The organism is Larkinella sp., assembly GCF_965227735.1.
In the GTDB taxonomy this organism is placed as follows: Bacteria; Bacteroidota; Bacteroidia; order Cytophagales; family Spirosomataceae; genus Larkinella.
In genome coordinates this window covers 1,688,061-1,713,117 of record NZ_OZ245776.1, presented here as the reverse complement: position 1 = coordinate 1,713,117, position 25,057 = coordinate 1,688,061, and the positions used below count along the sequence as shown (strand labels likewise).

The 25,057-nt window shown below is 52.8% G+C and carries 15 protein-coding genes and 1 pseudogene; 11 read left to right on the top strand and 5 right to left on the bottom strand.

The window, feature by feature from the left end; genetic code table 11:
• Nucleotides 1-29: 29 nt before the first annotated feature.
• Together ACO064_RS06570 and ACO064_RS06565 are read right to left on the bottom strand one after the other, a co-directional pair.
• Nucleotides 30-496 (bottom strand): annotated as a pseudogene (locus ACO064_RS06570) (YceI family protein).
• Nucleotides 497-743: 247 nt separating this feature from the next.
• Complete coding sequence (locus ACO064_RS06565; protein ID WP_421826594.1) at nucleotides 744-1,763, bottom strand: ligand-binding sensor domain-containing protein; 1,020 nt, start codon at nucleotides 1,761-1,763, stop codon at nucleotides 744-746.
• Between the two features lie 243 nt (nucleotides 1,764-2,006).
• On the opposite strand from ACO064_RS06565, the gene ACO064_RS06560 reads away from it, so the two are divergent.
• Nucleotides 2,007-3,392 (top strand): sialidase family protein, encoded by a 1,386-nt coding sequence (locus ACO064_RS06560; RefSeq protein ID WP_421826593.1) that lies wholly within the window; start codon nucleotides 2,007-2,009, stop codon nucleotides 3,390-3,392.
• A gap of 92 nt (nucleotides 3,393-3,484) precedes the next feature.
• Here the strand turns inward: ACO064_RS06560 and mdh are convergent, their stop codons facing one another.
• A complete protein-coding gene (gene mdh / locus ACO064_RS06555; protein WP_421826592.1) occupies nucleotides 3,485-4,420 on the bottom strand; it encodes a malate dehydrogenase in 936 nt (311 codons plus the stop codon).
• Nucleotides 4,421-4,590: 170 nt separating this feature from the next.
• Between mdh and ACO064_RS06550 the strand changes: the two genes are divergently transcribed.
• From ACO064_RS06550 to gatA, 3 genes are all read left to right on the top strand, one after another.
• Nucleotides 4,591-5,025 carry a YkvA family protein gene (locus ACO064_RS06550; protein ID WP_421826591.1) on the top strand — a complete coding sequence of 145 codons (435 nt, stop codon included), beginning with the start codon at nucleotides 4,591-4,593 and terminating at the stop codon, nucleotides 5,023-5,025.
• An 84-nt stretch (nucleotides 5,026-5,109) separates the two neighbouring features.
• On the top strand, nucleotides 5,110-5,319 hold the full coding sequence (locus ACO064_RS06545) for a Sec-independent protein translocase subunit TatA/TatB (RefSeq protein WP_114408458.1): 210 nt from the start codon (nucleotides 5,110-5,112) through the stop codon (nucleotides 5,317-5,319).
• Between the two features lie 178 nt (nucleotides 5,320-5,497).
• Nucleotides 5,498-6,940: an Asp-tRNA(Asn)/Glu-tRNA(Gln) amidotransferase subunit GatA gene (gatA, locus tag ACO064_RS06540; protein ID WP_421826590.1), complete on the top strand. Its 1,443-nt coding sequence runs from the start codon at nucleotides 5,498-5,500 to the stop codon at nucleotides 6,938-6,940.
• Nucleotides 6,941-7,348: 408 nt separating this feature from the next.
• On the opposite strand, the gene ACO064_RS06535 is transcribed toward gatA, so the two are convergent.
• Entirely contained in the window at nucleotides 7,349-11,185 is a 3,837-nt protein-coding gene (locus tag ACO064_RS06535) for a PVC-type heme-binding CxxCH protein (RefSeq protein WP_421826589.1), read from the bottom strand.
• Nucleotides 11,186-11,390: 205 nt separating this feature from the next.
• Here ACO064_RS06535 and ACO064_RS06530 point away from each other — a divergent pair, with 205 nt between their 5' ends.
• Both ACO064_RS06530 and ACO064_RS06525 read left to right on the top strand, forming a co-directional pair.
• Nucleotides 11,391-13,289, top strand: a complete 1,899-nt coding sequence (locus ACO064_RS06530; protein ID WP_421826588.1) for a patatin-like phospholipase family protein — start codon at nucleotides 11,391-11,393, stop codon at nucleotides 13,287-13,289.
• Between the two features lie 201 nt (nucleotides 13,290-13,490).
• Entirely contained in the window at nucleotides 13,491-14,186 is a 696-nt protein-coding gene (locus ACO064_RS06525) for a lipid-binding SYLF domain-containing protein (RefSeq protein WP_421826587.1), read from the top strand.
• A 49-nt stretch (nucleotides 14,187-14,235) separates the two neighbouring features.
• Here ACO064_RS06525 and ACO064_RS06520 read toward each other — a convergent pair whose 3' ends face one another.
• Nucleotides 14,236-15,012, bottom strand: coding sequence for an NUDIX hydrolase (locus ACO064_RS06520; RefSeq protein WP_421826586.1), 777 nt, complete (start codon nucleotides 15,010-15,012; stop codon nucleotides 14,236-14,238).
• Between the two features lie 129 nt (nucleotides 15,013-15,141).
• Between ACO064_RS06520 and ACO064_RS06515 the strand changes: the two genes are divergently transcribed.
• The 5 genes from ACO064_RS06515 (at nucleotide 15,142) to ACO064_RS06495 (ending at nucleotide 25,048) form a co-directional block, all read left to right on the top strand.
• On the top strand, nucleotides 15,142-18,933 hold the full coding sequence (locus ACO064_RS06515) for a ThuA domain-containing protein (RefSeq protein WP_421826585.1): 3,792 nt from the start codon (nucleotides 15,142-15,144) through the stop codon (nucleotides 18,931-18,933).
• Nucleotides 18,934-18,968: 35 nt separating this feature from the next.
• A complete protein-coding gene (locus ACO064_RS06510) occupies nucleotides 18,969-19,343 on the top strand; it encodes a hypothetical protein (protein ID WP_421826584.1) in 375 nt (124 codons plus the stop codon).
• 458 nt (nucleotides 19,344-19,801) lie between these two features.
• Complete coding sequence (locus tag ACO064_RS06505) at nucleotides 19,802-23,137, top strand: glycosyl hydrolase (RefSeq protein WP_421826583.1); 3,336 nt, start codon at nucleotides 19,802-19,804, stop codon at nucleotides 23,135-23,137.
• Nucleotides 23,138-23,353: 216 nt separating this feature from the next.
• Nucleotides 23,354-23,971 (top strand): RNA polymerase sigma-70 factor, encoded by a 618-nt coding sequence (locus ACO064_RS06500; protein ID WP_421826582.1) that lies wholly within the window; start codon nucleotides 23,354-23,356, stop codon nucleotides 23,969-23,971.
• Between the two features lie 84 nt (nucleotides 23,972-24,055).
• Entirely contained in the window at nucleotides 24,056-25,048 is a 993-nt protein-coding gene (locus tag ACO064_RS06495) for a FecR domain-containing protein (protein WP_421826581.1), read from the top strand.
• Nucleotides 25,049-25,057 lie beyond the last annotated feature (9 nt).

Here is a 25,057-nt window from a genome sequence, read left to right as displayed (position 1 = left end):
TTTTATGCGTCGGAAAAGGATTCAGGTGTTTATTTTCTTGCTACGATCTTCATATAGAGTTCAATGTTATCTGAAACAGCTTGATCCGCTAAATTATCGTAAAACTTTCCTGATCTGTAACGGATACCCCAATTTGTCCGATCAATGATCAACTTGCCATTCGCTTTTACAATTCCGTCCTGAACTTTTATTCTGGCTGGAAAAGTAACCGGGTATGTAACACCTTTAATGGTCAGATCACCTTTAACGATAGTGTGACCCCTCAATGATTCAATGTTGGTAATTGCGATATAGAAATGGGGAATTTTTCGACATCAAAATAATCAGGCGATTTTAAGTGTTTAACCGGCGTGTTTTTACTCGCCTTGTCTTTGTATTCTATTGAATTCATGTCTATTTCAGCTCTACCACCCATAAGTTGCCCGTTTTCAATCATCAACTCTCCTTTTGATAGATAGATGTACCCTGCGTGTTCTTCGTCTATATCAAATAGCATTGAGCCTTTCCATGTTATAACACTTTCAGTCGTATCGATACTATATTTTTCACTCGCAACATGTTCCAAAGTTACGGCGCTTGCCGATGCATTATTTTTGTTTTCCTCTTTTACCGATCCACCGCAACCGAAGAACAAAGGGGCAATCATTAAAGTTAAATGAGCAACTGATAGCTTTTGGATAATAGTACAGAAATTATAGTGTTTAATACTAATTGATAAATGATTTTAAAGTCAGCAACACACATTACTTTTGACCCTCTTTACGTTTAAGGTTTTTAAAGTTATTTCCATCATAACGATACACCCCATCTAAGCCGCCAACCCAAATACTTCCATCATTAGCTTCTAAAATCCCAAAAAGGCAGTTTTTATTATCTTCTTCATATTTTGACGTTATTTCGGTTACAGTTGGCTTTTTACTAGACAAGGACTTTTGATCGTAACGGAAAAGCGCCCAATACCCATTGGGTTTTACTTCACCAGTAGTCCAGATGTTTCCTTTGCTATCTTCGTAGACAAAACCAACAAAATTCTGGGTAACATTGGTAAATGTGCTGTCATCATAGCGCCAAAGGCCATCATTTCCCCCAAGCCAAATAGTGCCTTTTTTATCTTCGATTATAGAACGAATATTCGTAAAAGGTTTGCCGTCTTTGTTTTTTAAAACGGTAAATGTTTTTCCATCATACACGAGCGTATTGCCCCTTGTTCCAAACCAGAATTTCCCTGTTTTGTCTTCAATGATTGTAGTAATATCATTATTGGAAAGTCCTCCTTCGGTTGTAATATTTCGAAAAGATTTTCCATCGTAACGGCTTGCTCCACCTCCCGTGCCGAACCAAATAACGCCGGCCTTATCTTCATAAATAGAAAAAACCATATTACTGGCAAGCCCATCCTTTGTTGTAAAATGCTGAAAGGATTTACCATCGTAATAATAGACACCTGAATCTCTGGTAGCGAACCAAAGATTTCCTTTTCGATCTTCCAGGACATCCCAGAAGCTGGGCGAAGGTATGTTACTTGTTATATTGGTAAATGATTTTCCATCGTATTGAAAAACACCCTTCCATGAGGCAATCAAAATGTCTCCGTTTTTAGCTTGCTTTATATTCCGAACCATACTAGTAGGCACCCTGGAAGTGACTGTGTCTTTGGTTTCGGACTTGATCGTGTCTTTTGATAGGTCAGTTTTGTCTTTTCCTTTACAGGGATTGCAAAGAACAAACATCATTAAAGCACATACGTGCAGGAGTTTAGTCATTTCTATTTTTGTTTTTAGAGACTTCAACAAAGCTAAAGGTTGTTATTCTGGCGTCTGTTAAGAGCCTGTAAAAGAAGGTTAATGAAATGTTAAAATTGTTTGTGAGCTGCTTCCCAACAACTATCCAGAACAGGCCTGATTCAAAAAAGAAGAATAATATCACAAATGAAGATAAAAGTAGTAGAACGCTGAAAGAGGGGCATCTAACTTTGTCTATGAAGGTATTTTAGAAACACGAACACGATGGAAATAAACGCTGCCGGAAACGCATCACGAAGAAGTTTTCTGCAAAAAACCGCTCTGCTGGCGGCCTTGACGCCAAAGCAGTGGGGACGTTCTGCCGCTGAAACGGAACCGGCCGGTTTGGACGGAACTGGCGAAAATGTCCCGGAAATGGTGGAAGCCGACGGCCGGTTACGCCTGAGTTTTGGCGAAGAAAAGGTGATTGTTCCGAAGGGATTACAGCCGTTCATGCTGGTGACCAAAACCGGCGCGATCATTGTTCAGGCGCAACTGCCGGAAAAACCGTTTCCCTCACCCCGGATGCACTACGAACGGGCGATGGGAACGTACATTTCCCGTGATGACGCCAAAACCTGGACGAACATCCCGCTGAAACCCGGTGAAAACGGTGTGAATCTGGAAGGGGGCGGTATTCAGTTGAAGGACGGCATGCTGGTCGCGCTGGACACGTACATTGTACCGGGAAAAAAAGACGGACAGGGGTTGGGGCAATTGTATACTTCCCGGGACGACTGGCAGACGCTGGAGGGGCCGGTGGATGTTCCGTTCGATCTGCCCGGCGCTGATTTTTACGCTTCCAAAGACGACGGTGGCCACCCGCACGAAGCCCAACGGCTGCACCGTCGAATTCTGGAAATGCCCAACGGAGACCTGCTGACCACATTTTACGGGTGGACCAAAGAAGACCGGACGCCCTCGACCTACATGGCCAGTATGATGAAGACCCGGGTCTTGCTGGTGCGCTCAACCGATCAAGGAAAGCACTGGAAACAGGTTGCCACCATCGCCGTTGGCCCCGACATCGGCACGGAAGGACTCGATGAACCCGTCATTGCCCGGATCAGCAAGGGACCCAATGCCGGGCGACTGCTCTGTTTCATGCGGACCGGTCGTGAACTGCGGGAGTCGTTTTCGGATGACAATGGGGCCACCTGGAGCCCGCACCAGCCGCGGATTTTTGCCGGACTGGATATTTACCGGACGGAACTCTGGGTCGACTGGCTCCGAAACAAAACCGACTCCAAAGGAAAACCGCTCGATGAATCCAATCCCGACGAGCTTCGGGGCGCGGTGGTGGACCCTGATCTGATTGAGCTTCGGAGCGGCTTGCTGGTGGCGGCATTCGGTATTCGCGTTCCCCAGAAAGCATGCTGGAAATACCCGGACCATTCCTGGAATGGCAACTACCTGGCGTTCAGTCAGGATCATGGGAAAACCTGGCCTAACGTGGTCCGCATGACCTCCGGTGTCATGACTACGCATTACATGGCTATTGAGGAGATGAAAACCGATAATAAAGTATATGTTGCCTATGACCTGGGGGCCTGGGGAAAAAGCCCGCGAAATGCTGTCGGTCGGACGGTGGAGATAACGATCAAATCCTGAGGCCTTTAATACTAAATAAACCTTTCGTTTGCCGATACGAAAAAAGGACACCCGTTATGGTGTCCTTTTTTCGTATCGGCAAACGGTTTTTTTTACAAATCCAGCGTTTTCAGAATGTCGTTCATATTCCGAACGGCGTCGGCTGACTTGTTGAATGCCGCCTGCTCGTCTTCGTTGAGGTCGAAATCCACGATGCTTTCCCAGCCACTGCGGCCGATGACCACCGGTACGCCGAGGCAGATATCCGACTGGCCGTATTCGCCTTCCAGCAGAACGCAGCACGGAATGACGCGTTTCTGGTCGCGAACGATGCTTTCGACCAGGGCCGCACCGGCGGCACCGGGTGCATACCAGGCCGAGGTACCGATCAGTTTGGTCAGCGTTGCTCCACCCACCATCGTATCGGCGGCTACTTTTTGCAGCGTTTCGGCATCCAGGAACTGGCTAACCGGAACGCCCGAGTACGTCGCCAGACGCGTCAGCGGAATCATGGTCGTATCGCCGTGTCCGCCGATCACCACGCCCTGCAAATCGTTGGGTGAACACTTCAGTGCCAGCGACAGATACGTTTTGAAACGGGCCGAATCCAAAATTCCTCCTAATCCGATTATACGGTTTTTGGGGAGTCCGGATGCCTTCAGCGCCAGGTACGTCATCGTGTCCATGGGGTTGGAAATGATGACGAAAATAGCGTCTGGAGAGTGTTTTAAGATATTTTCGGTAACGCCTTTTACAATGTTGGCGTTGGTACCAATCAGGTCTTCACGGGTCATGCCCGGCTTGCGCGGAATCCCCGAAGTAATCACGACCACATCCGAATTGGCAGTTAATTCGTAATTATTGGAGGAACCGGTGATTTTGACGTCACAGTCCAACAACGTAGACGCCTGAAGCATGTCTAAACCTTTGCCTTCGCTAAGACCCTCTTTGATGTCCAGGAGCACAACCTCCTCGGCTAATTCACGTCGGGCGATGTTATCGGCACAGGTCGCTCCGACGGCCCCGGCACCTACTACGGTAATTTTCATAGAGTTAATGGTTTATTAACTGACAACTGTTTTGAACGGTACAAAAATAGGGGAGCCGGGGGACACTGGTGCTGTAAATAGAAGCTTTTTTTTACAGAATAAGACAATTGGGGTAGAAAATGTGTTATTAGGGTGTCCAGCTATCCAGGGACATTAGATCACATCCAACTATGGCAAACCGTCGCTTATTAACGGCCATCCTGAGTTCATTTTTCTTCCGGCGCTCCACCGCAAAGGCGTCACGGTATACCCGAAGCGGAAAGAGTATGCTTGATTTGTTGCACCGTGTGGCGGACAAAACCCGCGTTCTGGGCGTAGGAGCCAGTTATTCGGCGGCCAAAGACCAGATCAACGTTCTGGTCCGGATGGTGCGGGCGTATGCCAAAGGCGAATACCGGGCCATTTCCGGCAAAACGCTGCTGCGCATGGTCGCGGTGCTGGTGTATTTTGTGTCGCCACTCGACTTTATTCCGGACGTGTTGCCGGTGTTGGGCATGACCGACGACATTGCCCTGATTCTGTGGCTGGTCAGTTCGATATCCGATGATATCAACCGGTTTACCGAGTGGGAGCGCAACCACGCTTCGTCGATTAAAATTGGGTGAAATCGTTTTTTTAGTACACAATAAATTCGTAATAATCGTTACTTTTGTAAAGAGTTTCTGCATACACTCATAACTCATACTATCATGGCATTACTCACAATTTATGCATTTTTAGGCTCACTCGGCGGAACGGAACTGCTTTTGATCGGTCTGGTGATCCTGTTATTCTTCGGTGCAAAACGGATTCCTGACCTGATGAAGGGCCTTGGCAAAGGCATTAAAGAATTTAAAGACGCTACCAAAGACGTTCGCGAAAACATCGAAGAAGGACTTCGCGATACGAATGTGAAATAATAGCTGGTAAGTATTGAATATTGAACTCCGAATAACGAATACTGAAGTTGACTCTGGTTGCTTTCGATATTCACCATTCGCTATTCAATATTCGATATTTAATCCACTTCATTCAGACAACAGCTCGGCCTGAACGGTCGTTCTGTTGTCTCTTTTTTTCTACCAGCCGTACTTTGTTATGCCCGTAAAACCGTACGATTCCCTTTCTGAAATCCAGCGCGATCTGGCCGCTGGATCCATTACCTGCCGCCAATTGGTGGAGCACTACCTCCAGCGAATTGACGACCACCAGCACCTGAATGCGTTCGTGGCGGTTTATGCCGACGAAGCTCGCCAGCGGGCGGATGAAGTGGATGCGAAACTGAAAAAGGGAAAGGCGGGTCGGCTGGCGGGCATGGTGTTGGGCATCAAGGATGTACTCTGTTACAACCAGCACGGTGTTCAGGCGGGGAGCCGGATTCTGGACGGTTTTGTGTCGCAGTTTACAGCCACTGCCGTGCAGCGGGTCATCGACGAGGACGTTATCATTATTGGTCGTCAGAACTGCGACGAATTTGCGATGGGTTCCTCCAACGAGAATTCGGCCTTTGGTCCGGTCCGGAATGCGGATGATCCCGACCGTGTGCCGGGCGGTTCGTCAGGTGGTTCGGCGGTGGCGGTGCAGGCGGGGTTGTGCCTGGCTTCGCTGGGGTCGGATACGGGCGGTTCCGTGCGCCAACCTTCGGCTTTTTGCGGTACAGTGGGGCTGAAACCTACCTATGCCCGGGTTTCGCGCTGGGGCCTGATTGCCTACGCGTCGTCTTTTGATTGCATCGGTCCGATTACCCATACCGTCGAGGATGCGGCTTTGCTGCTGGAAATTATGGCCGGTGCCGACGACTTCGACAGCACCGTGAGCCGGAACGACATTCCGGCGTATAGCCAGCAACTGACGCTAAACCGCCCGTTGCGGATCGGTTACCTGCGTGAAGGGGTTGAAAGCGAAGGGGTTGATCCGGTTATTCGGCAGAAAACCCAGGAAGCTCTGGACCGTTTGCGCGAGCTGGGTCACACCGTCGAACCGGTGGATTTTCCGCTGTTGAAACACATTTTGCCTACCTATTATATTCTGACTACCGCTGAGGCCAGTTCCAACCTATCCCGGTTCGATGGTGTCCGGTTTGGTTACCGAAGCCCCGACGCTACGGATCTGGAGTCACTCTATAAAAAATCCCGAACCGACGGTTTTGGCGATGAAGTCCGTCGCCGGATCATCCTTGGCACCTTTGCCCTCAGTTCCAGTTACTACGACGCGTATTACACCAAAGCCCAGCAGGTTCGCCGGTTGATCAAGGATGAAACCGACGCGCTGTTTGCCCACTATGATCTGATCGCTTCCCCCGTAACGCCAACGACGGCCTTCCGGATTGGTGAGAAAGCCAGCGATCCGCTGCAAATGTATCTGGCTGACATCTTTACGGTGCAGGCCAACGTAGTGGGTTGCCCGGCCATTTCCATTCCGAACGGCACCGACGAAAATGGGCTGTCCATCGGTTTTCAATTCATGGCAGCTCCCTTCCGCGAAGTCGATATGCTGGCGGCTGCCAGCCAGTTGACAAAACTACAGGCGGTCGAAGCGTAATCTATTTTTTTCGGGTAACGTCTTTTAGTAACCAGGGCATTTTGCCCCGTCAGGGGCTGAACAGCGCAGCGTCGGTAGCCAGCAAGGTTGTTCCGCGTTCCACGCGTGCCTTTGGGCACGCAACCAATTCCCAACATCGGTCGCGTACCCAAAGGCACGCAGCGGTCGAAATGCCCATCGCTACCGACGCAGCGCTGTTTGATCCCTTCGGGATGAAATGAACCATTCATTTGGGAAATTCCACCCATAATACTGCCAGCCCTATTTTTGACGGGCATCTTCGGGATGAAATGAACCATTCATTTGAAAAACTTGACCCATAATACTGCCAGCTCTGTTTTCGACAAACATCTTCGGGATGAATGAACCATTCGTTTGGAAAACCCCATGAAGGACCCCTAAATGACGTTACTTTTTCGCCTGTTTCACCGGCGCGGTCGTCCGCAGGAAAGCCACGAGGTCAATGACTTCATCTTCCGTCAGGGCATCGAGCAAACCGGTAGGCATCATGGAATTCGGCGTCACTTCGCGCGACTGCACATCGGATTTGTTTAAAACCACCGCATCCTGACCCACCACGCGTAGGGTGAGTTGCCGTTCGTTTTCGCCGGCCACATTTCCGGAATACGTGCGCCCGTCGCGGGTTGTCACCACCACCATCTTGTAGTCGTCCTGAATTTCGCCACTCGGATTGAGAATATTGCTGAGCAGATAATCCACGTTTCCCCGGTTTGAGCCCGTAATATCCGGCCCAATGCTGCCGCCTTCGCCGTACATTTTGTGGCAAGGCCCGCAGGTTCGCTGAAAAACCAGTCGGCCTTTGACGGTATTGGCACTCAGCAACGCCCGGTCAGTGAGCAGTTTCTGGTAGCGGGTGTAGGCTTTTTCGTCGATACCGTGCTGCTCGATCGGTCCCCAGATTTCGACAAAACCGCTGCCCACCACCCGCAACAACTGCCGGGCAGCATAGGTCGGCACATCCCGTTTCGGAATCTTGTTGGTTTTCAACGCCTGTGCCAGTTGCCAGCCGTATTTCGGGCGGGACGACATCGTTTGCACCACCTGAAGTTTATCGGCGGGACTGAAATCCGCATACCGGGCCAGCAGCAGTTCGCCCAGCGGTTCGCGGTCATACCCGGCAATGGCGCGGATGGTTTCGCTGCGCAGATTCGGCTCGTTCAGCAAGGCGGGCAATTCCGCCAGGAGTTCGGGCCTTTGCTGACCCGCAATGGATTTCAGGGCTTTGAGACGTTGGTCGAGGGGCGCTTTCCGGTCTTTCAGCGTCGCCAGCGACTTCCGGGCGGTTTCCGTGTCGCCAAACTGCTGGGCCACCTGCTGGGCAAGCGGGGCGGTTTTTGGGTTGGCTTTTAATTGGGCATAAACCGCTTTCCAGTTGGCCGGGGTTGCCAGATCCGTGCGTCCTTCCAGACCGTCGCGCATACCTTCCAGCAGGCTCACCTGCGTTTTGGGTGATTTTCCGAGCGCCGTAATCAACGTTGGCGTTTGATCGGCATCCACAATTCGACGGGCAATAAACCGCGCTACCATCGGAATTTCGCAACGGGCTGCGAGGTCTAACGCCCGGGCCGGATTGGTTTTGACGAGCGGTTCAAAACCGAACCAGATCATTTTGGGCAGGTTGTGATCGTTTTTGTCTTCGCCGTGGGCCATCAATTCTCCGGCGATTTTCCACTGCGATTCCGTGTCTACCCGTTGCAGAGCCGACGCCAGATAAAGCCGCACCACCGCCGATGGGTCTTCGCGGGCCATCCGAACCATTTTTTCCTGAACAGTCGCTGAAGGGTTCCGGTCTTCACACAGCAGCTGAACGGCCCAGGCCCGAACGTAGGCGTCTTTGTCGTCCAGGACTTTCGTGAGTGTTTTTTCATCGAAACCGCCGGTGATGTGCAGCGTCCACAAGGCCCGGAGCCGCCAGTCGGCGTTGGCATTCGTCTCGAATAGCTGTCGGAGTTGCGCGTGGGTTTGGCTGTCGAGTTTCCCCTTTGCGGCCCGGTTTTGCAGAATAATCCGCGCACGGCGGGCGTGCCAGTCGCTTTTGACAGTTTGCAGATTGACCAACTGCTGATCGGTCATTTTGGTCAGATCCGAATACCGCCCCGTCCAGTTTTCCGCCCCTGAGTTTTTGGGCATAATCCGGAAAATCCGGCCGGTTTCGCTGTTCAGGACTTCTTTTCCACAAATGTCCGCATCGTGCCAGTCCAGCACATAAAGCCCGCCATCCGGCCCGACTTCCATGCTGAAACCCACCCACTGCGCATTGTTGGCCTGTAAAAAATCGGCCCCGTGATGGCCGACGAAACCCGATCCTTTGGGTTCCAGCACATCCGCCAGAATGGCGTGTTCGTGGATATTTGCCATGAAAATCCGACCCTGCTGCGACGCCGGAAAGGCATCGGATTGATACACCCGCGCCCCGCCGTGGGCTGATCGGTGGCTGTGGTCGGCAATGGTTTTGATGTCGTTATAGACGTACGGATTGAAATGCTGCCCGCCCTGCCGGTGGTAAATACCGCCCGGAACGACGTGCCAGAGGTGCGGAATAACGCAGGCTGTCATAATAAGCTGGCCCTTGGCATCGTAGTCGATGCCCCAAGGATTGCTGAAGCCGTGGGCCACGACCTCAAACCGGTCTTTGGTGGGGTGATAGCGCCAGACGCCCCCGTTGATGTCGACCCCTTCGCCCTCCAAAATGTCTTCGGGAAACGGGTCATTGTGTTTATACAGTTTCCCTTTTCCGTTCGGTTTCCGCACCTTCGATGGGGTGGCAAACCCCTGCAAACCGTAGAGCCAGCCATCGGGGCCCCAATGCAGGCTGTTCAGGGTTTCGTGCCGGTCGCGGATGCCCCAGCCCGTCAGCCGAACCTCGATGTCTTTCACATCCGCCCGATCATCGTTGTTGCGATCCGGCACGAAGAGCAGGTTGGGGGGCGCACCCAGAAACAGGCCGTCGAAACCTACGGCTATGGCGGAAGGGAACGCGATGCTGTCCAGAAAAACCTTTTGTTTATCCGCCACGCCGTCGCCGTTGGTATCTTCCAGAATCAGAATGCGGCTATTCCCGGCTTTGGAAAAACCGTATCCGCGCGATTCGTAGTCGCGGTTTTCGGCCACCCAGAGTCGCCCGCGGTCATCCCAGCAAAAGGCCATGGGTTGGGTCATCATCGGTTCCGACGCCCAGACGTTGGCCTTGTATCCCTCCGGCATTGTCATGCTTTCAACCGCTGCCTGCGGAGTCAGAAATTTGGCTTCCAGCCCTTCTTTCTGAGCAAGGCCCCACAACGTCGAGGTATTATACATCGACGTGTTGCCGCTAAATTCGCTCCAGGTTTTGGTCAGTTCCACATCGTTCAGTTCGCCGGTGTAAACGACGACCTGATGGCGGATGGTTTCCGTATCACCTTTTTCAATTTTCCAGTCGCCGGTTCGGGCGCGGGCGGGGCCAATGCCGAGCTGGTTGTCGACCCGCCAGGTTTGCGGATAACCTTTGTTTTCCGGGTGATCGAAAATGGCGATGTGAGCCAGATCCGTCCGGCCTTCCACCTGCATCCCGGCATCGACCCACATGGCGCGCTGGCCTTCCGCTTTTTCGTTGCGCTGCCGGGCCGCATTGATCACTTCGCCCTTTATGCCTTCACGCCAGGGCATTCGCAGAAACAGCCCGCCGTAATCGTATTTACCAATCGTAATGTCGGTGATGGCTTTGCCTTTCCATTCCAGATCCAGCAGGAATTTTCCGTTTTTTTCGCGCATTGTCCAGTTCTGGGTTTCCCGCAGAACGGCTTCGCCTTTTTCGTCCAGCAAATCATACACCGTTTGCCATTTGACGTCGGTTCCGGTGGCTTTGGTCACCGTGGCCGAAACCCGGCGCCAGTAATCGCCCTCCGGATGATGAAAGTAATCCCGGCCGTTGACGCGGGTAAAGCCCCAGTATAAACCAGTCTGGTGTTTGTGGTGGCCGGGGCTGTATTCGGTCAGAATGCCCTTGCCGTCGGGGGCGGTGATGGGGTGGAGGTAAGGCCGGAAATCGGGCCTTGCATTCTGAACCACAATCGGCTTTTGGCCGTCGCTTCGGAAAACCGAAATCGTACCGGTTTTGGCATCCTGTTTGATACGCAGCGGTTTACCGGTGCCGGGCGGTTGGCCAGACAACCCCGGTGGGGATTGCTGGAAAAAACGGGCAGAAGAAAGAATAAGCAGACTGAGGAACAGAATAACTGATTTCATAAAGGTTTAGGAACCATAAGGCGATTAACGGCCCAATTTAGTATGAAAGCCGTTAAAAATTGCACAATACACGACGATTAAACGCGATACTCAGGTTAGAATGGCTTTTATTGGGACCACGCGCGCCGATCGCTGGTAAAACACTGGTTTGCATCTTATTTTGGGGCCACTATTCCTTTATCACGGTTTTTACTTTTTTAATTCCATGCCAATTCAGCCTGATCCCTTCCAGAATAACCTGCTTTACAGCAGTTTGACCGAATTATTCGGTGATTTTGATGACACGGTTTTATCCACCATCACCCCGCTTCTGGAAGGGGTTGAAATTCAGGGTGGCGATTGCCTTTTTCGTCAGGATGACCCCGGTGACTCGCTGTATTTTGTCATGAGCGGCCGGTTGCAGGCACTGGTGACGAAAGGCGGAGGGGAGTTTCGCAAGATCGGTGAAATTATCCGGGGTGAAACCGTCGGCGAAACGGCGCTCATTACCGGCGATCCCCGGAATGCGTCGATTTTTGCGCTGCGGGATAGCAGCCTGGTCAGGCTCTCGAAAAAAGCGTTCGAGGAGGTCATCGCTCATCATCCTGCGGTGGCTCTGAACATGGCGAAACGCATTATCTACCGGCTGAAAAATACGCCCTTGCCGGGTAAATCCCACAAAAAACCGGTCACGATTTGCCTGCTGGCCCTTCATTCGACCATCGATCTTGCGGGAATGGCTCGCAACCTGAACGAGCTTTTGCGCAGCAAAGGTAGCGTCTATCTGCTGTCGGGCGACCGGATGAACGAGTTCTCCCATCAGGCCAATGAACGCCCGGATCGGGAAGCGGATCCGACGCCTTTTCGTAGGTTGTCCAGGTGGCTGGACCACCTGGAGTCGCAGTATGAATTTCTGCTGCTGGTAGCAGATCCGCCGGAACCCACCGGTTTGCTGACGGAATGGTCGCAATTCTGCCTCCACCAGGCCGACGACATCGTGCAGTTTGCCGATGCGCAGCAGGCGTCCGATCTGACACCTCCGGAGATTCAATTGGATCATAAAGGGCTGATTACCGGACAGGTGGAAACCCTGGTGCTGGTGCATCAGGCCGATACCCTGATTCCCCGGCAAACGGCTGGCTGGCTGAGCAAACGCCCCCGGATTCGGGCTCATTACCACATCCGGGCTGGCTCCGACCGGGATCTGGCCCGGCTTAGCCGGATTTTAAGCAATACCGCCATCGGTCTGGTGCTGGCCGGAGGGGGCGCCCGGGGATTTGCGCACGTCGGCGTTCTGAAAGCACTTCAAGAACACGGTATTCCCGTCGATTTTGTGGGGGGAACCAGCGTTGGCGGTTTGATCGCCAGTGCGGTTTCGTTCGATCAACCGGCCGAAATCGTTCGGAAACACGCACGGAAAGGCGCTTTTTTCAACCCAACCAAAGATTACAACTGGTTGCCGATGATTTCGCTCATTCGCGGGCAGCGGATGGAACGGATGATCCGGGATACCGTTACGGAATTCCTGAACGACCACGAACCGGATCTGGAAGATAGCTGGTTGACCCTGTTTGTTGTTTCCAGTAATTACACGCAGGCCCGTGCGGAGGTACACACCCGTGGTTCGCTGGTCAAATACCTGAAAGCCACAACGGCCATTCCGGGCGTGTTTCCGCCCGTCATCGACGGCGATGATTTTCTGATCGATGGCGGAACATTCAACAATTTTCCGGCCGATGTGATGCGGCAAATGCCCGTTGGCCGGATCATTGGCATCGACCTGGTCGTTGAAAAAACGCGGAAACTGACCATCGCCAGCATACCCGGCCCCGCTAAATTGCTTCGTGACCGGTTTAGGCCCAAAAAGCTGCGGAAATACCGCCTGCCTTCCCTGGCGTCGATTATCCTCAATTCGACCTTGCTGTACAGCTCGTCGCAGCGCAGCCAGATCCGGCAATATGTCGATCTGTATTTCAACCCCGATGTAAGTCGCTTTGGTCTGATGGAGTGGTCGGCTTTCGATAAAATTGTCCAGAAAGGCTACGAACATGCCATGATCGTCCTGAAAAGCAGGAGTGCCGACGAGCAGGCCCTGTTTCGGGGAGAACCTTCCGAAGAGCGGTGACAACCCGTCGCGTCGCCCGCGGTTTTGCCAGTCGGCATCGCTTTGGGTCTTAAATTCTGTTAAAAAACAAAACCGGGTACTATCGTTCGGTTGCGATTCGTTGACAACAGCAAAGGAGATCTTCCCATACAACCACCGACCGGTTGCCGGATAATCCGTTTCTGGGCTAAGGCAAACCGTACACTTTACACTTAAAGTATCATGAATTTCAAAGCATTCCTGCTCGCCGTTTCGATTGGTGGGTTTAGTATCGCATCAACCCCGTCGATGGCCCAGCCGAATTCCGGAACTCCGGGTCAGAAAGAAACCGCCAAACTCGAAGCCGCCAATACCATTTTGACGGAGTTCACCCAGATGAAGGAATCCATACCCCAGAAGCTCCTGGACCTTTCGGAAGGAATTGTCATTATTCCCAAACTGATCAATGCCGGTTTTGTGGTGGGCGGGAAAAGAGGCAAAGGGATTGCGCTGGTCAGGAATAAACAGGGCGACTGGAGTGACCCGGTTTTTGTAACCTTAACGGGCGGAAGCTTTGGCTTCCAGATCGGCGTTCAGGCGGTGGATTTGGTGCTGGTTTTTAAAAGCAGCAAGACGTTGCTCGACATGAGCAGCGGGAGTTTCACGCTCGGCGGTGATTTGTCCGTTGCAGCCGGGCCGATGGGGCGAAGTTCAACTGCCAGCACGGATTCCAAACTGGAAGCGGAAGTGTATTCATATTCACGCAGCAAAGGGCTGTTTGCGGGCATCACCCTTAACGGGGCGGCCTTGTCGGTGGATAGGGATGCCAACACCGCCTTTTATGAGGAGTTTGAGAACGCCAACACCCTGTTTAACAGCTCCGGCAGCACGTCCGGAGAAGTACAGGAGTTGAAAAGTACGCTGAAAAAACTGAAGTAAAAACCGGTCGGCATACCTGCGAAGAGCCGTACGCCCGGCCCGTTCGCTCTTAGTAGGTATGCACGATTCCCTGTTTCAGGGCATCCTCATAGGCTTCCTTTTCAAATTGATACAGATACGGAGACCGGTGAGGACCAATGGCCCGCTGTTCTGCCAGTTTTTTGATTAGCCCCAAACTCACGAGCTTTTTAGCAAAATTCCGCTGGTCCAGTTCCTTACCCAAAATCGTCTCATACAGCGAATGGATTTCCGCCAGGGTGAATTTTTCGGGTAACAGATTGAGCCCGATCGGCTGGTGATAAATCTGAAGCCGAAGGGTTGCCAGAGCCTTTTCCACTACCTCGTTCTGGTCGAATAAAAGCGGAGGAATGTCACTAACATCCCACCAGCGATATTCAGTCGTGAAAAAATCCGTCCGGACGCTCACCTTCGAATAATCCACCAGGGCAAAATAGCCAATCGATAACGTTCGTTCGAACAGCCAGTTATCCTTTTCAACGACGAGGCCGTATTTTTCAGTAAACTCACGGGCGCTTCGCTCCTGGAGCCGGTAGGGTGAATCCCCAAAAACGTAGAACTGTTGCAGGAATACGTCTTCCAGACCCGTTCGCTCCTGTAAAATGCGGTGGGCGGCCTGGCTCAACGGTTCCCTCCGCTGAATAAAACCGCCCGGTAGCCCCCAGCCATCCAGTCCGATCCACTTGTGGAGTAATAGTTTGAGTTGTTGATCGTGGTAGCCAAAAATGACCGGGTCGATGCTGAGGTGGGGCAGATACTGTTGATGGCCGTTTTTAACAAAGTCGTTTACTTCTTCTTCCGAGTTCATAAGCCAAAGGTAAAAAAAATTATTCCGTAAAATTTACGAAATACAATAAAGCATTCTATCTTTATTTCGTAAAATTTACGCTTTAGAGATTAGTTCAATTTTATACGGTAATAAGTCCATTCAAAAGCGATGAAAAAACGTATTCCTTATTCCCTCCGCTGGTTGGTCGGAGTTGTGCTGGTGGGCTTTTTAGCCACCGGACTTTGGTCGTATGGGTTCGTCAAAGACCCACCCCGCATTCTGGTGTTCAGTAAAACGCTGGCCTTTCGTCATGCGTCTATCGGGGCGGGTCAGAAAGCTATTTTCCAACTGGGTAAAGCACAGGGATTCGCCGTCGATACCACGGAAGACGGGGGCCGCTTCAACGAAGAAAATCTGAAACGCTACCGGGCGGTCGTCTTTTTGAGCACCACCGGCGACGTACTGAACGCCCAGCAGCAGAACGCTTTTGAACGCTACATCCAGTCGGGCGGAGGTTACATGGGCATTCACTCGGCGACGGATACCGAGTACGACTGGCCTTGGTACAATCAATTGGCCGGCGCCTGGTTTGCCAACCATCCGATGCCCAACAACATCCAGAAGGGAACCTTTGTGGTGGTGGACAAAAACCACCCGTCTACCCGGTTTCTGCCGGAACGCTGGGAGCGGGAAGACGAATTTTATTCCTTTAAAAACATCAGTCCGGCCTTGCACGTCCTGATGACCATCGATGAAAAAACCTATCAGGGCGGCACCAACGGCGACAATCACCCGATGGCCTGGTATCAGGAATTCGACGGCGGACGTTCGTTCTACACGGCGGGGGGCCACACCGACGCCAGCTTTTCGGAACCGCTGTTTTTGAAGCACCTGGGAGCCGGGTTACACTACGCGATGGGGGGCGATTCGCCAAAACCGCTGGACTATACCAAAGCAAAAACGAAACGACTGCCCGAAGAAAACCGGTTTTCAAAAGTGGTGTTGGGCGAGAAACTTGACGAGCCGATGGAGTTGACCGTGTTGCCGGATAACCGCGTGTTGTTTGTGGAGCGCCGGGGGAATGTTAAGCTCTATAGCCCCACGACCGGCAAAATCAAAGTCATTGCGCACATTCCGGTGAACACCAAAGTCACTGACAAAGAGGGAAAAGTTGGCGAAGACGAAGGCGGTTTGCTGAGTCTGACCAAAGATCCCCATTTTGCGCAGAACCACTGGATTTACCTGTATTATTCGCCCGAAGGTACAGCCGCTAAAAACAGTCTGGTCCGCTACGAGTTGAAAGGCGACGAACTGGTGATGAGTTCTAAAAAAGTCATTCTGGATGTGGCGACGCAACGCGAAATCAGCGGTCATGCGGGTGGTTCATTGACGTTTGATTCCCACGGAAATTTATACCTGTCGACCGGCGACAACATCAATCCGCAGCAATCCAACGGCTACAGCCCGGCGGATGAGCGCCCCGGTCGGTCGCCCTTCGATGCCCAGATGACCTCGGCCAACACGAACGATCTGCGCGGCAAAATCCTGCGGATTCATCCGGAAACTGACGGTTCTTACACCATCCCGGAAGGCAACCTTTTTCCAAAAGGAACGCCGAACGGGGACGCCCGCCGAACCCGGCCGGAAATCTACACGATGGGCCACCGGAATCCATTCCGCATCTCGGTCGATTCCAAAACCGGTTTTCTCTACTGGGGCGATATTGGTCCGGATGCGGGACAACCGGGCGAAAAACGCGGCCCTGCCGGTCAGGATGAAATCGGACAGGCGCGGAAAGCCGGGAATTACGGCTGGCCGTATTTCGTCGGCGATAATAAACCCTATTTCCGGTACGACTTTGCCACCGGCCAGTCCGGCGCGCTCTACGATCCCGAAAAACCGGTCAACAATTCGGTCAATAACACCGGCTTAAACCAGTTGCCACCGGCTCAGAAAGCCTTCATCTGGTACCCGTACGCCGAATCCAAAGAGTTTCCGCTGATGGGAGCCGGTGGTCGTTCGGCGATGGCCGGGCCGGTTTTTCACCGGGACCAGTTCACGCAGGCGAAGCGGCCTTTCCCGGATTATTACGATGGGAAACTGATCATCTACGAATGGATGCGCGGCTGGCTGATGGCGGTGACGCTGGACGCGAACGGCAATTATGCGTCGATGGAGCGGCTGATGCCCGGCTATAAATTCTCCAATCCGGTGGATATCGAGTTTGGCCCGGACGGCGATCTGTACATGCTGGAATACGGGAGCGGCTGGTTTACGCAGAACGACGACGCCCGACTGGTACGGATTGAGTACAATGGCGGCAACCGCAAACCGCTCGTCCAGGTCGCTACGTCCAAAAAAGGAGGTTCGATCCCGTTCAAAGCCCGGCTTTCGTCGGAAGGCACCAGGGATTTTGACAACGATGCCCTGACCTACATCTGGACGGTTCGACCCCAGGCTGGCGGTGCCGTCCGAACCTTCCCGGTAGCGAACCCGACTGTTAGCTTCGACAAAGCCGGGATTTACAAAGCCACGTTGACGGTAACCGATGCCAAAGGCGGCCGCAGCAGCCGGACCCTGGAAATTATGGCCGGAAATGAAGAACCGGTGCTGGCATTCGAAACCAAAAACAGCAACCAGACCTTTTTCTTTCCGGGACAACCGTTTGCCTATGAAGTGAAGGTTCAGGACAAGGAAGATGGCAGTCTGGCCAGCGGGAAAATCAGACCCAGTGAAGTCGCCGTCAATATCGATTATTTAGCCGAGGGTTACGATCTGGCGGAGATTGCGCAGGGACACCGCAGCGCCGATGCGTCCGCGCAGGTCGTCAAAGGGCTCAAATTGATGGAGAGCAGTGATTGCAAGGCCTGTCATAGTGTCGATAAAAAATCGGTGGGGCCTGCTTATGAGCAAGTTGCTCTGAAATACAAAGGCGATGCCGGTGCCGCCGAGCGTCTGGCCAAAAAAGTGATCTCCGGTGGTGGTGGCGTTTGGGGTGATGTCGCCATGAGTGCCCACCCCCAATTGTCGCAGACCGATGCGCAGGAAATGGTGCGCTACATCCTGAGTCTGGCCGAAAAGAAGCAGGCTTCTCCTTCGCTGCCGGTTAAGGGAAGATATACCATGAATCTACCCGCGGGTGACAAGGGCGAAGGCCGGTATCTGGTTCGGGCGGCTTATCGGGACAAAGGCAGCCCCGGTATTCCCGCGATTACAGCCGAAAAAACGCTGGTGTTGCGCAGTGCGAAGCTCCCCGCCGGGAAAGCCGACAAAATCGAAGGTGTCATGAAATACGGCACCGTCATCATTGCCTCGGTCAAAAACTCGAGTATTGGGTTCAGTAACCTGGATTTAACCGGTATCGAACAGATTAAATTTACCGCTTCGGCACCAAAATCCCAGTTGAACGCGGCTGGTGGCACGATCGAGGTGCGGCTGGATGAACCAACCGGCAAACTCGTCGGCGAAACCGCCTTCATTTCGCCGGGTGAGGGCGGGAGTGTCACCAGCATGCCCCCGCCGGTGGTGGCTAAACTGTCGGACGCCACGGGACTTCACGATGTGTATCTGGTCTTTAAGAATGATAAAGCCCCCGCCGGTCAGGCCTTGTTTGTTGTGATCGATCTGGAATTCCAAACGCGCCAGTCAGCGGAAACCAGTGCAAAACCGGCTTCGACACCAACGTCTACACCATCTGGTTTGTCGGCTCAGGATCTGGAAGCGTATGCTGGGAAATACAGGATGTCCGGGCTTCCGTTTGAGTACATCGAAATTACCCCCAAAGCAGGACGGCTGTCCATGAAGGCGGGTGATAAGGAAGGCGAGCTCACGCCCGGGCCTGGAACCGATGAATTTAAAGGCGGAAATGATTCCGTGTTCAAATTTAGTCGCGGTGCCGACAAAAAAGTTACCTCGTTAACCCTTGAGGTTCAGGGCATGTCTTTCAAAGGGGACAAGTAGTACGCCAGAAGTTTCACGTTTAAACCAATCTAGTCATGAAAAAAGTAAGCCTGTTTCTGTTCATTTTCCTCCTGAGCGTTTGCGCCCGGAGCTTTTCTCAAACCACAACACCCCCTGACTTTTTCGCCGGGAAATGGGAAATTACCATTATTGGGACCCCCAATGGCAATTCTATATTGACGGCGGATCTGGTTCGGAAAGACGGCAAGTTGACCGGTCAGCTCATCAACGCAACCGATTCGACGGCGAAAATTCCCATAACCACCCTCGATGAAAAAGGCGACAACCTGTCGATGGCGTTTACGGCCCAGGGCTACGATGTGACCATCGATTTGACGAAGGTAGACGACGACAACCTCAAAGGCACCTTGATGAACAGCTTTGAAGCCAAGGCAAAACGGCTGAAATAGAAACCGGTTTTATTGGGCTGCACTGACGCATGAGCAAGGAAAAGGCCGATTTTTTCCTCTTCCTTGCTCTGTTCGTTTATTCTCATTTCTAAGCAATATTTTAACGGAAGTCGGCTGATTGATTTAAACAAAATAACTGCCAACGAATGGTCATCAGCCCACTGCTTTAGCTGTGGGGTAAATTGAAACGAAACGGAATTATTCCGGAACCGTTTGAACGGTTTGCTGGCCGATTAAACCGTTCAAACGGTTCTGTTAGCATGAGATTACTTTTCGCGTTACCCACAGCTAAAGCAGTGGGCTGATGACCATTCGTTCGGTGGTTATTAAATATCAATGAGGGAACAGAACAAAAAGCGAAAGTCCTGGAAGGGATAAAGTAATATTGGACCCTTGTTGGCTTTTCGCTCAGGAGAGTCCGCACGGCTCACCGCCTGATACCCCAACGACCAATCTCTATGAAAAAAATAACGGTTCTGGCCTGGCTGCTCCCGGCTTTGGCCTTTGCGCAGCCTTCCGCGCTCCAAAAAGGTTTTCAGACTCCGCCCAATACCGCCAAGCCCCGCGTGTGGTGGCACTGGATGAACGGCAACATCACCAAAGAAGGCATCACCAAAGACTTGGAATGGATGAACCGCGTCGGCATTGGCGGTTTTCAGAATTTCGACGCCAGCTTGTTTACGCCCGCCGTGACGCCTAAAAAGCTGGTGTTCATGACTCCCGAATGGAAAGACGCCTTCAAGCACACCACCGATCTGGCCCAGAAACTCCAGCTCGAAATGGCCATTGCCGGGTCGCCGGGCTGGAGCGTGACGGGTGGTCCCTGGGTGCCTGCCAGCGACGGCATGAAAAAGTACGTCTGGACCGAAACCCGCGTTCCGGGTGGGCAGCCGAACGCGTCCCGCCCCTTTTCGGGGAAACTTCCCCAGCCGCCGAACACCACCGGTAATTTCCAGAATGTACCGCTCGGAGCCGCCATGCTCGGCGGTTCGGCGGGAAAACCGCAAAGCTACTACGCCGATGCTGCGGTTATTGCCTACCGCCTGCCTGCGGCTGAGAAATCGTTGGCTACATTAAATCCAAAAATCACGTCGAGTGGTGGAACGTTCAGCCTCACCGAACTGACCGACGGCGATCTGGCAAAAACCACGATGCTGCCGCCGATGGAAGTGGGTCAGGACATGTGGATTCAGTATGCATTCGACAGCCCGCAGACGGTCAAGGCGTTTACCATTGTGGGCGCCACCAGCGGGGGCGCATTGGCCGAATTCAGAGGAGCGCCCGACAACCGGACGCTGAAAGTGAGCGACGACGGTGTCAACTTCCGGGATGTGGTGGTGATCCGGGGCAGTACGGTTCCCCAAAACACGATGAGCATTTTGCCCACCACCGCCAAATACTTCCGGGTTACGTTTAAAACGCTGGAACCCCAGGGCAATCCGTTTGCGGCCATGATGGGGGGAAGTGCCGCGCCGGGCAAACCGGAGGGTGTGCCGGTGGCGGAACTGGTGCTGCACAACACCGACCGCGTGGATCTGTTTGAAGAAAAAGCCGGTTTTTGTCCGTGGAAAGAAAATACGCACTCGCTTATCAAAACCGATGCCGACGCCATTCCGACCCAGGATGTGGTGGACCTGACCGCCAACATGAGTGCCGACGGAACGCTGAACTGGACCCCGCCGACCGGTGGAGACTGGGTGATCATGCGACTGGGGTATTCGCTGACGGGCCGCAACAACCACCCCGCTTCGCCCGAAGCCACCGGACTGGAAGTCGATAAGCTTGACAACGTGGCCGTTCGAAAATACATCGATGCGTATCTGGATCTGTATAAGGATGCCACCGGGGGCCAGATGGGTGCGCAGGGGCTGCAATACATGGTGCTGGACAGCTACGAAGCGGGACACATGACCTGGACCAAAGCCATGCCCGAAGAATTTCTGAAACGACGCGGCTACGACCTCAAACCCTGGTTGCCGGTGCTGACGGGACGGGTCGTGAAAAGTGCCGACGCCAGCGAGAAATTTCTGTGGGATTTCCGGAAAACCATCGGTGAACTGATTGTTGAAAACCACTACGAAGTCATTGGCGATGCGCTGAAAGCCCGCGGGATGAAACGGTATACCGAATCGCACGAAGGTGGTCGGATTTATTTGGCCGACGGCATGGACGTGAAGCGCAAGGCCGATATACCGATGTCGGCCATGTGGACGCCGGGCAGTCTGGCCGGTGGTGCCGACGAGGAAGTGCGCAGCGAAGCCGACATTCGGGAAGCGGCTTCGGTGGCGCACATTTATGGACAAAATCTGGTGGCCGCCGAGTCGATGACTTCCGTTGGTAATGCGTTTAGCTGGCATCCCGAGAAACTGAAGCGCACCGCCGATCTGGAAATGGCATCGGGATTAAACCGCTTCGTGGTACACACGTCGGTGCATCAGCCGCTGGACGACAAAAAACCGGGACTGTCGCTCGGGCCTTTCGGGCAGTATTTTACCCGGCAGGAAACCTGGGCCGAGCAGGCCAACGTCTGGATGAGCTACCTGGGCCGCAGTTGCTTCCTGCTCCAGCAGGGCAAACCGGTCGTAGATGTGCTGTATTATTATGGCGAGAACAACAACATCACCCAGTTATGCACCCAGAAACTGCCCGCTATCCCGGACGGTTATGCGTTTGACTTTGCCAATGCCACGGTGGTGAAGAGCGCGTTGCGGGTGGAAGACGGGAAGATGGTGACGCCGAGCGGTCAGCAATACCGCCTGATGGTGCTGGATTCGTCGGCAAGAACCATGACGTTGCCCGTGTTGAAAAAACTCGGTGAACTGGTTCAAGCCGGTATGCACGTGGCGGGTGTCAAGCCCGAGCGCTCCCCGAGCCTGAGCGACAATCCGGGTGAGTTTACGGCGTTAGTGAATCAAATCTGGAGCAATCCGAATGTCTCGACAAAACCGGTGGATGCGGTGTTAAGCGAGATGAACGTTCCGAAAGATGTGGACATTACCGGAGCCAAAGCCCGGATTCTGTATGTCCACCGCCAAACCGCCGAGGCAGACCTGTATTGGCTCGACAACCGCAGCGACAATCCAAACGAGGCCACGGTAAGTTTCCGGGTAACGGGAAAAGTGCCGGAATTGTGGAATCCTGAGACGGGTAAAACCGAAAGGGTATCCTACCGGATCAAAGACGGACGCACGATTGTGCCGTTGAAGTTTGAGTCGTGGCAAGCGTATTTTATCGTTTTCCGCGACAAAGCCACGGCGACTTCCTACACCAAACCCGCCGTAACGGAATCGCCCATGGTCAATGTGGCGGGTGCCTGGAAAGTGGCTTTTCAGGAGGGGCGGGGCGCTCCCGCGCAGGCCACGTTCAACACACTGGCGTCGTTGACGGAAAATACGTATCCGGGCATCAAATACTTCTCCGGTACGGCGACCTACGACAATGCGTTCGATGTGCCGAAAGTGACGAAAAATGCGTCGTACATCCTGGATCTGGGCGAGGTGAAGAACATCGCCGAGGTGATTGTCAACGGAAAAACCGTGGGGACCGTCTGGAAAAAACCGTTCCGCATCGACATCACCCCGGCGCTGAAAACCGGTCGCAATACCGTACAGATTAAGGTGACGAACCTCTGGGTAAACCGCCTGATCGGTGACGCCCAGCCCGCTGTGAACAGCAAGATTACGTTCACGACCATGCCGTTTTACCGGGCCGATTCGCCCCTGCTGCCGTCGGGCCTGCTGGGACCGGTTCGGGTGCTGGAAACAACACCCGCTGCTGCAACCGTGAAGCAATAGACCGCCGAAATGCCCGGTACCATTCACACCAAATTGCTGCTTATTCGATTAAGTAATTACCTGTTGAATTATTCTTAAAAAAATAAGTGTTAAATTGACAATATACTTGGCTTAAAGAGAATTTTTTATTGGAATAGTACGGTTTTAATGCCTACTTTAGCTATTAGTTACAAAGCATTCCGTCTCTTTCATCGAAAATAGCCAAAAGGTCAGTTCATGCGGATTCGAAAACTACCCATCCGGTTGGGTCAAGACGCTGAAAAGGAGATCACCCTGCGGTTGAAAGCGGGTGACGAAAATGCTTTTGAGGAAATTTTCTACTGCTACTACAAACACCTGCTCGCGATTGGGATCAAGTTTTTGAAGAATCCGGATCTGGCCGAAGATGCCGTTCAGGACATCTTTCTCAAACTCTGGGACCACCGCGACGCGTTGAACGAGGCCTACTCCATCAAGAACTTCCTGTCGGTTTCCATGAAAAACCACGTCCTGAACGTGATTCGCAACAACCACCAGTCGATCTGGGAATATCTTTCTGCCGAAATGGAAGAACTCAACGGGGAAGACACCACCAGCGACGCGTTTCAATTGCAGGAATATGGGACTATTCTGGAGCAAGGGATGCAGAAACTACCACCCCAACGGGAAAAAGTGTTCCGGTTACGGGTGTTCAGTGGCCTGGACAATGAGCAGGTTGCCAGACAATTATCCATCTCGGTCAATACCGTCAAGTCGCAATTCACGCAGGCTACCCGGTTTTTAAAAGACTACCTCAGCAAACACGCCGACCTGGAAGGAATCCTGCCCCTGTTGCTCTTCTTTTTATTCCATTAATATTTTTTCTCCGATCAGTAATACTTCCGGTCTGCTTATGTGTATCTAATTAGGAATGAATAGAACATTTCCTAATCTCTATTAATGGATACACAACTTCTACAGAAGTACGTACGGAATGAGTGTACTCCGGAGGAGGCTCGAATCGTATTGTTGCATCTGGCAACGATTAACGGACAACGCCAGTTGCAGCAACTACTCGATGCCGATCTGAACGAACCGGCAGCGATTCCGCTCAATGCTACCGAGCGACTCGATGCCCAGCGGTTGTTTAGACGAATCCAGTCGACGAAGCGCAATGCAGCCAGCACCCGGACCGAATCGCCCTTTCGCCGAACGAGACCGCGCTGGACCTGGATGGCTGCGGCTGTCATCGGCGTACTGCTGCTGGCCACCGGCTCGCTCTTCTTTTACCGCAAAACCGCCACCCCCGAACTGCTATCCCTGCATACCGATTTCGGCCAGACCCGCCGTGTGGTGCTGCCTGATCAATCCATTGTAACGATGAATGGAAACTCCTCCATCCGGTTTGCCGACCACTGGCAGGCCGACCAGCCCCGCGAAGTGTGGGTGGAAGGGGAGGCTTTTTTTGAAGTCGTTCACACCAAAAACCACCAGCGGTTTCAGGTTCATCTGCCCAGCCAGATGAACGTCGAAGTGTTGGGGACGCGCTTCAATGTCTACACCCGCAAAACCCAGACGAAAGTGGTGCTCAACGAAGGCCGTATTGAAATGCGGGTTTCCGACAAGCCCGGTAACCACCTGGAAATGAAGCCCGGTGAGATGTTCTACGCGGATACGCAAACAAAGAACTTTTATAAAAAGCCCGTCAACGCGGTGGCTCAGTCGTCCTGGCGCACCAGCAAGCTGATTTTTGACGGAACGACCCTGGCCGAAATTGCCCAGCTTCTGAAAGATACCTACGGTTTGGAGGTCGAAATCCGGGATCGGGACTTGCTGCAACAAAAATTCTCCGGCACCATTCCGGGCCAAAATGCCGACACGATTCTGAAAGGGCTTTCCGGCCTGTTTGACTTAAAAATTACCCGAAAATCCAACTACATCCTAATTGAATAACCTATATAC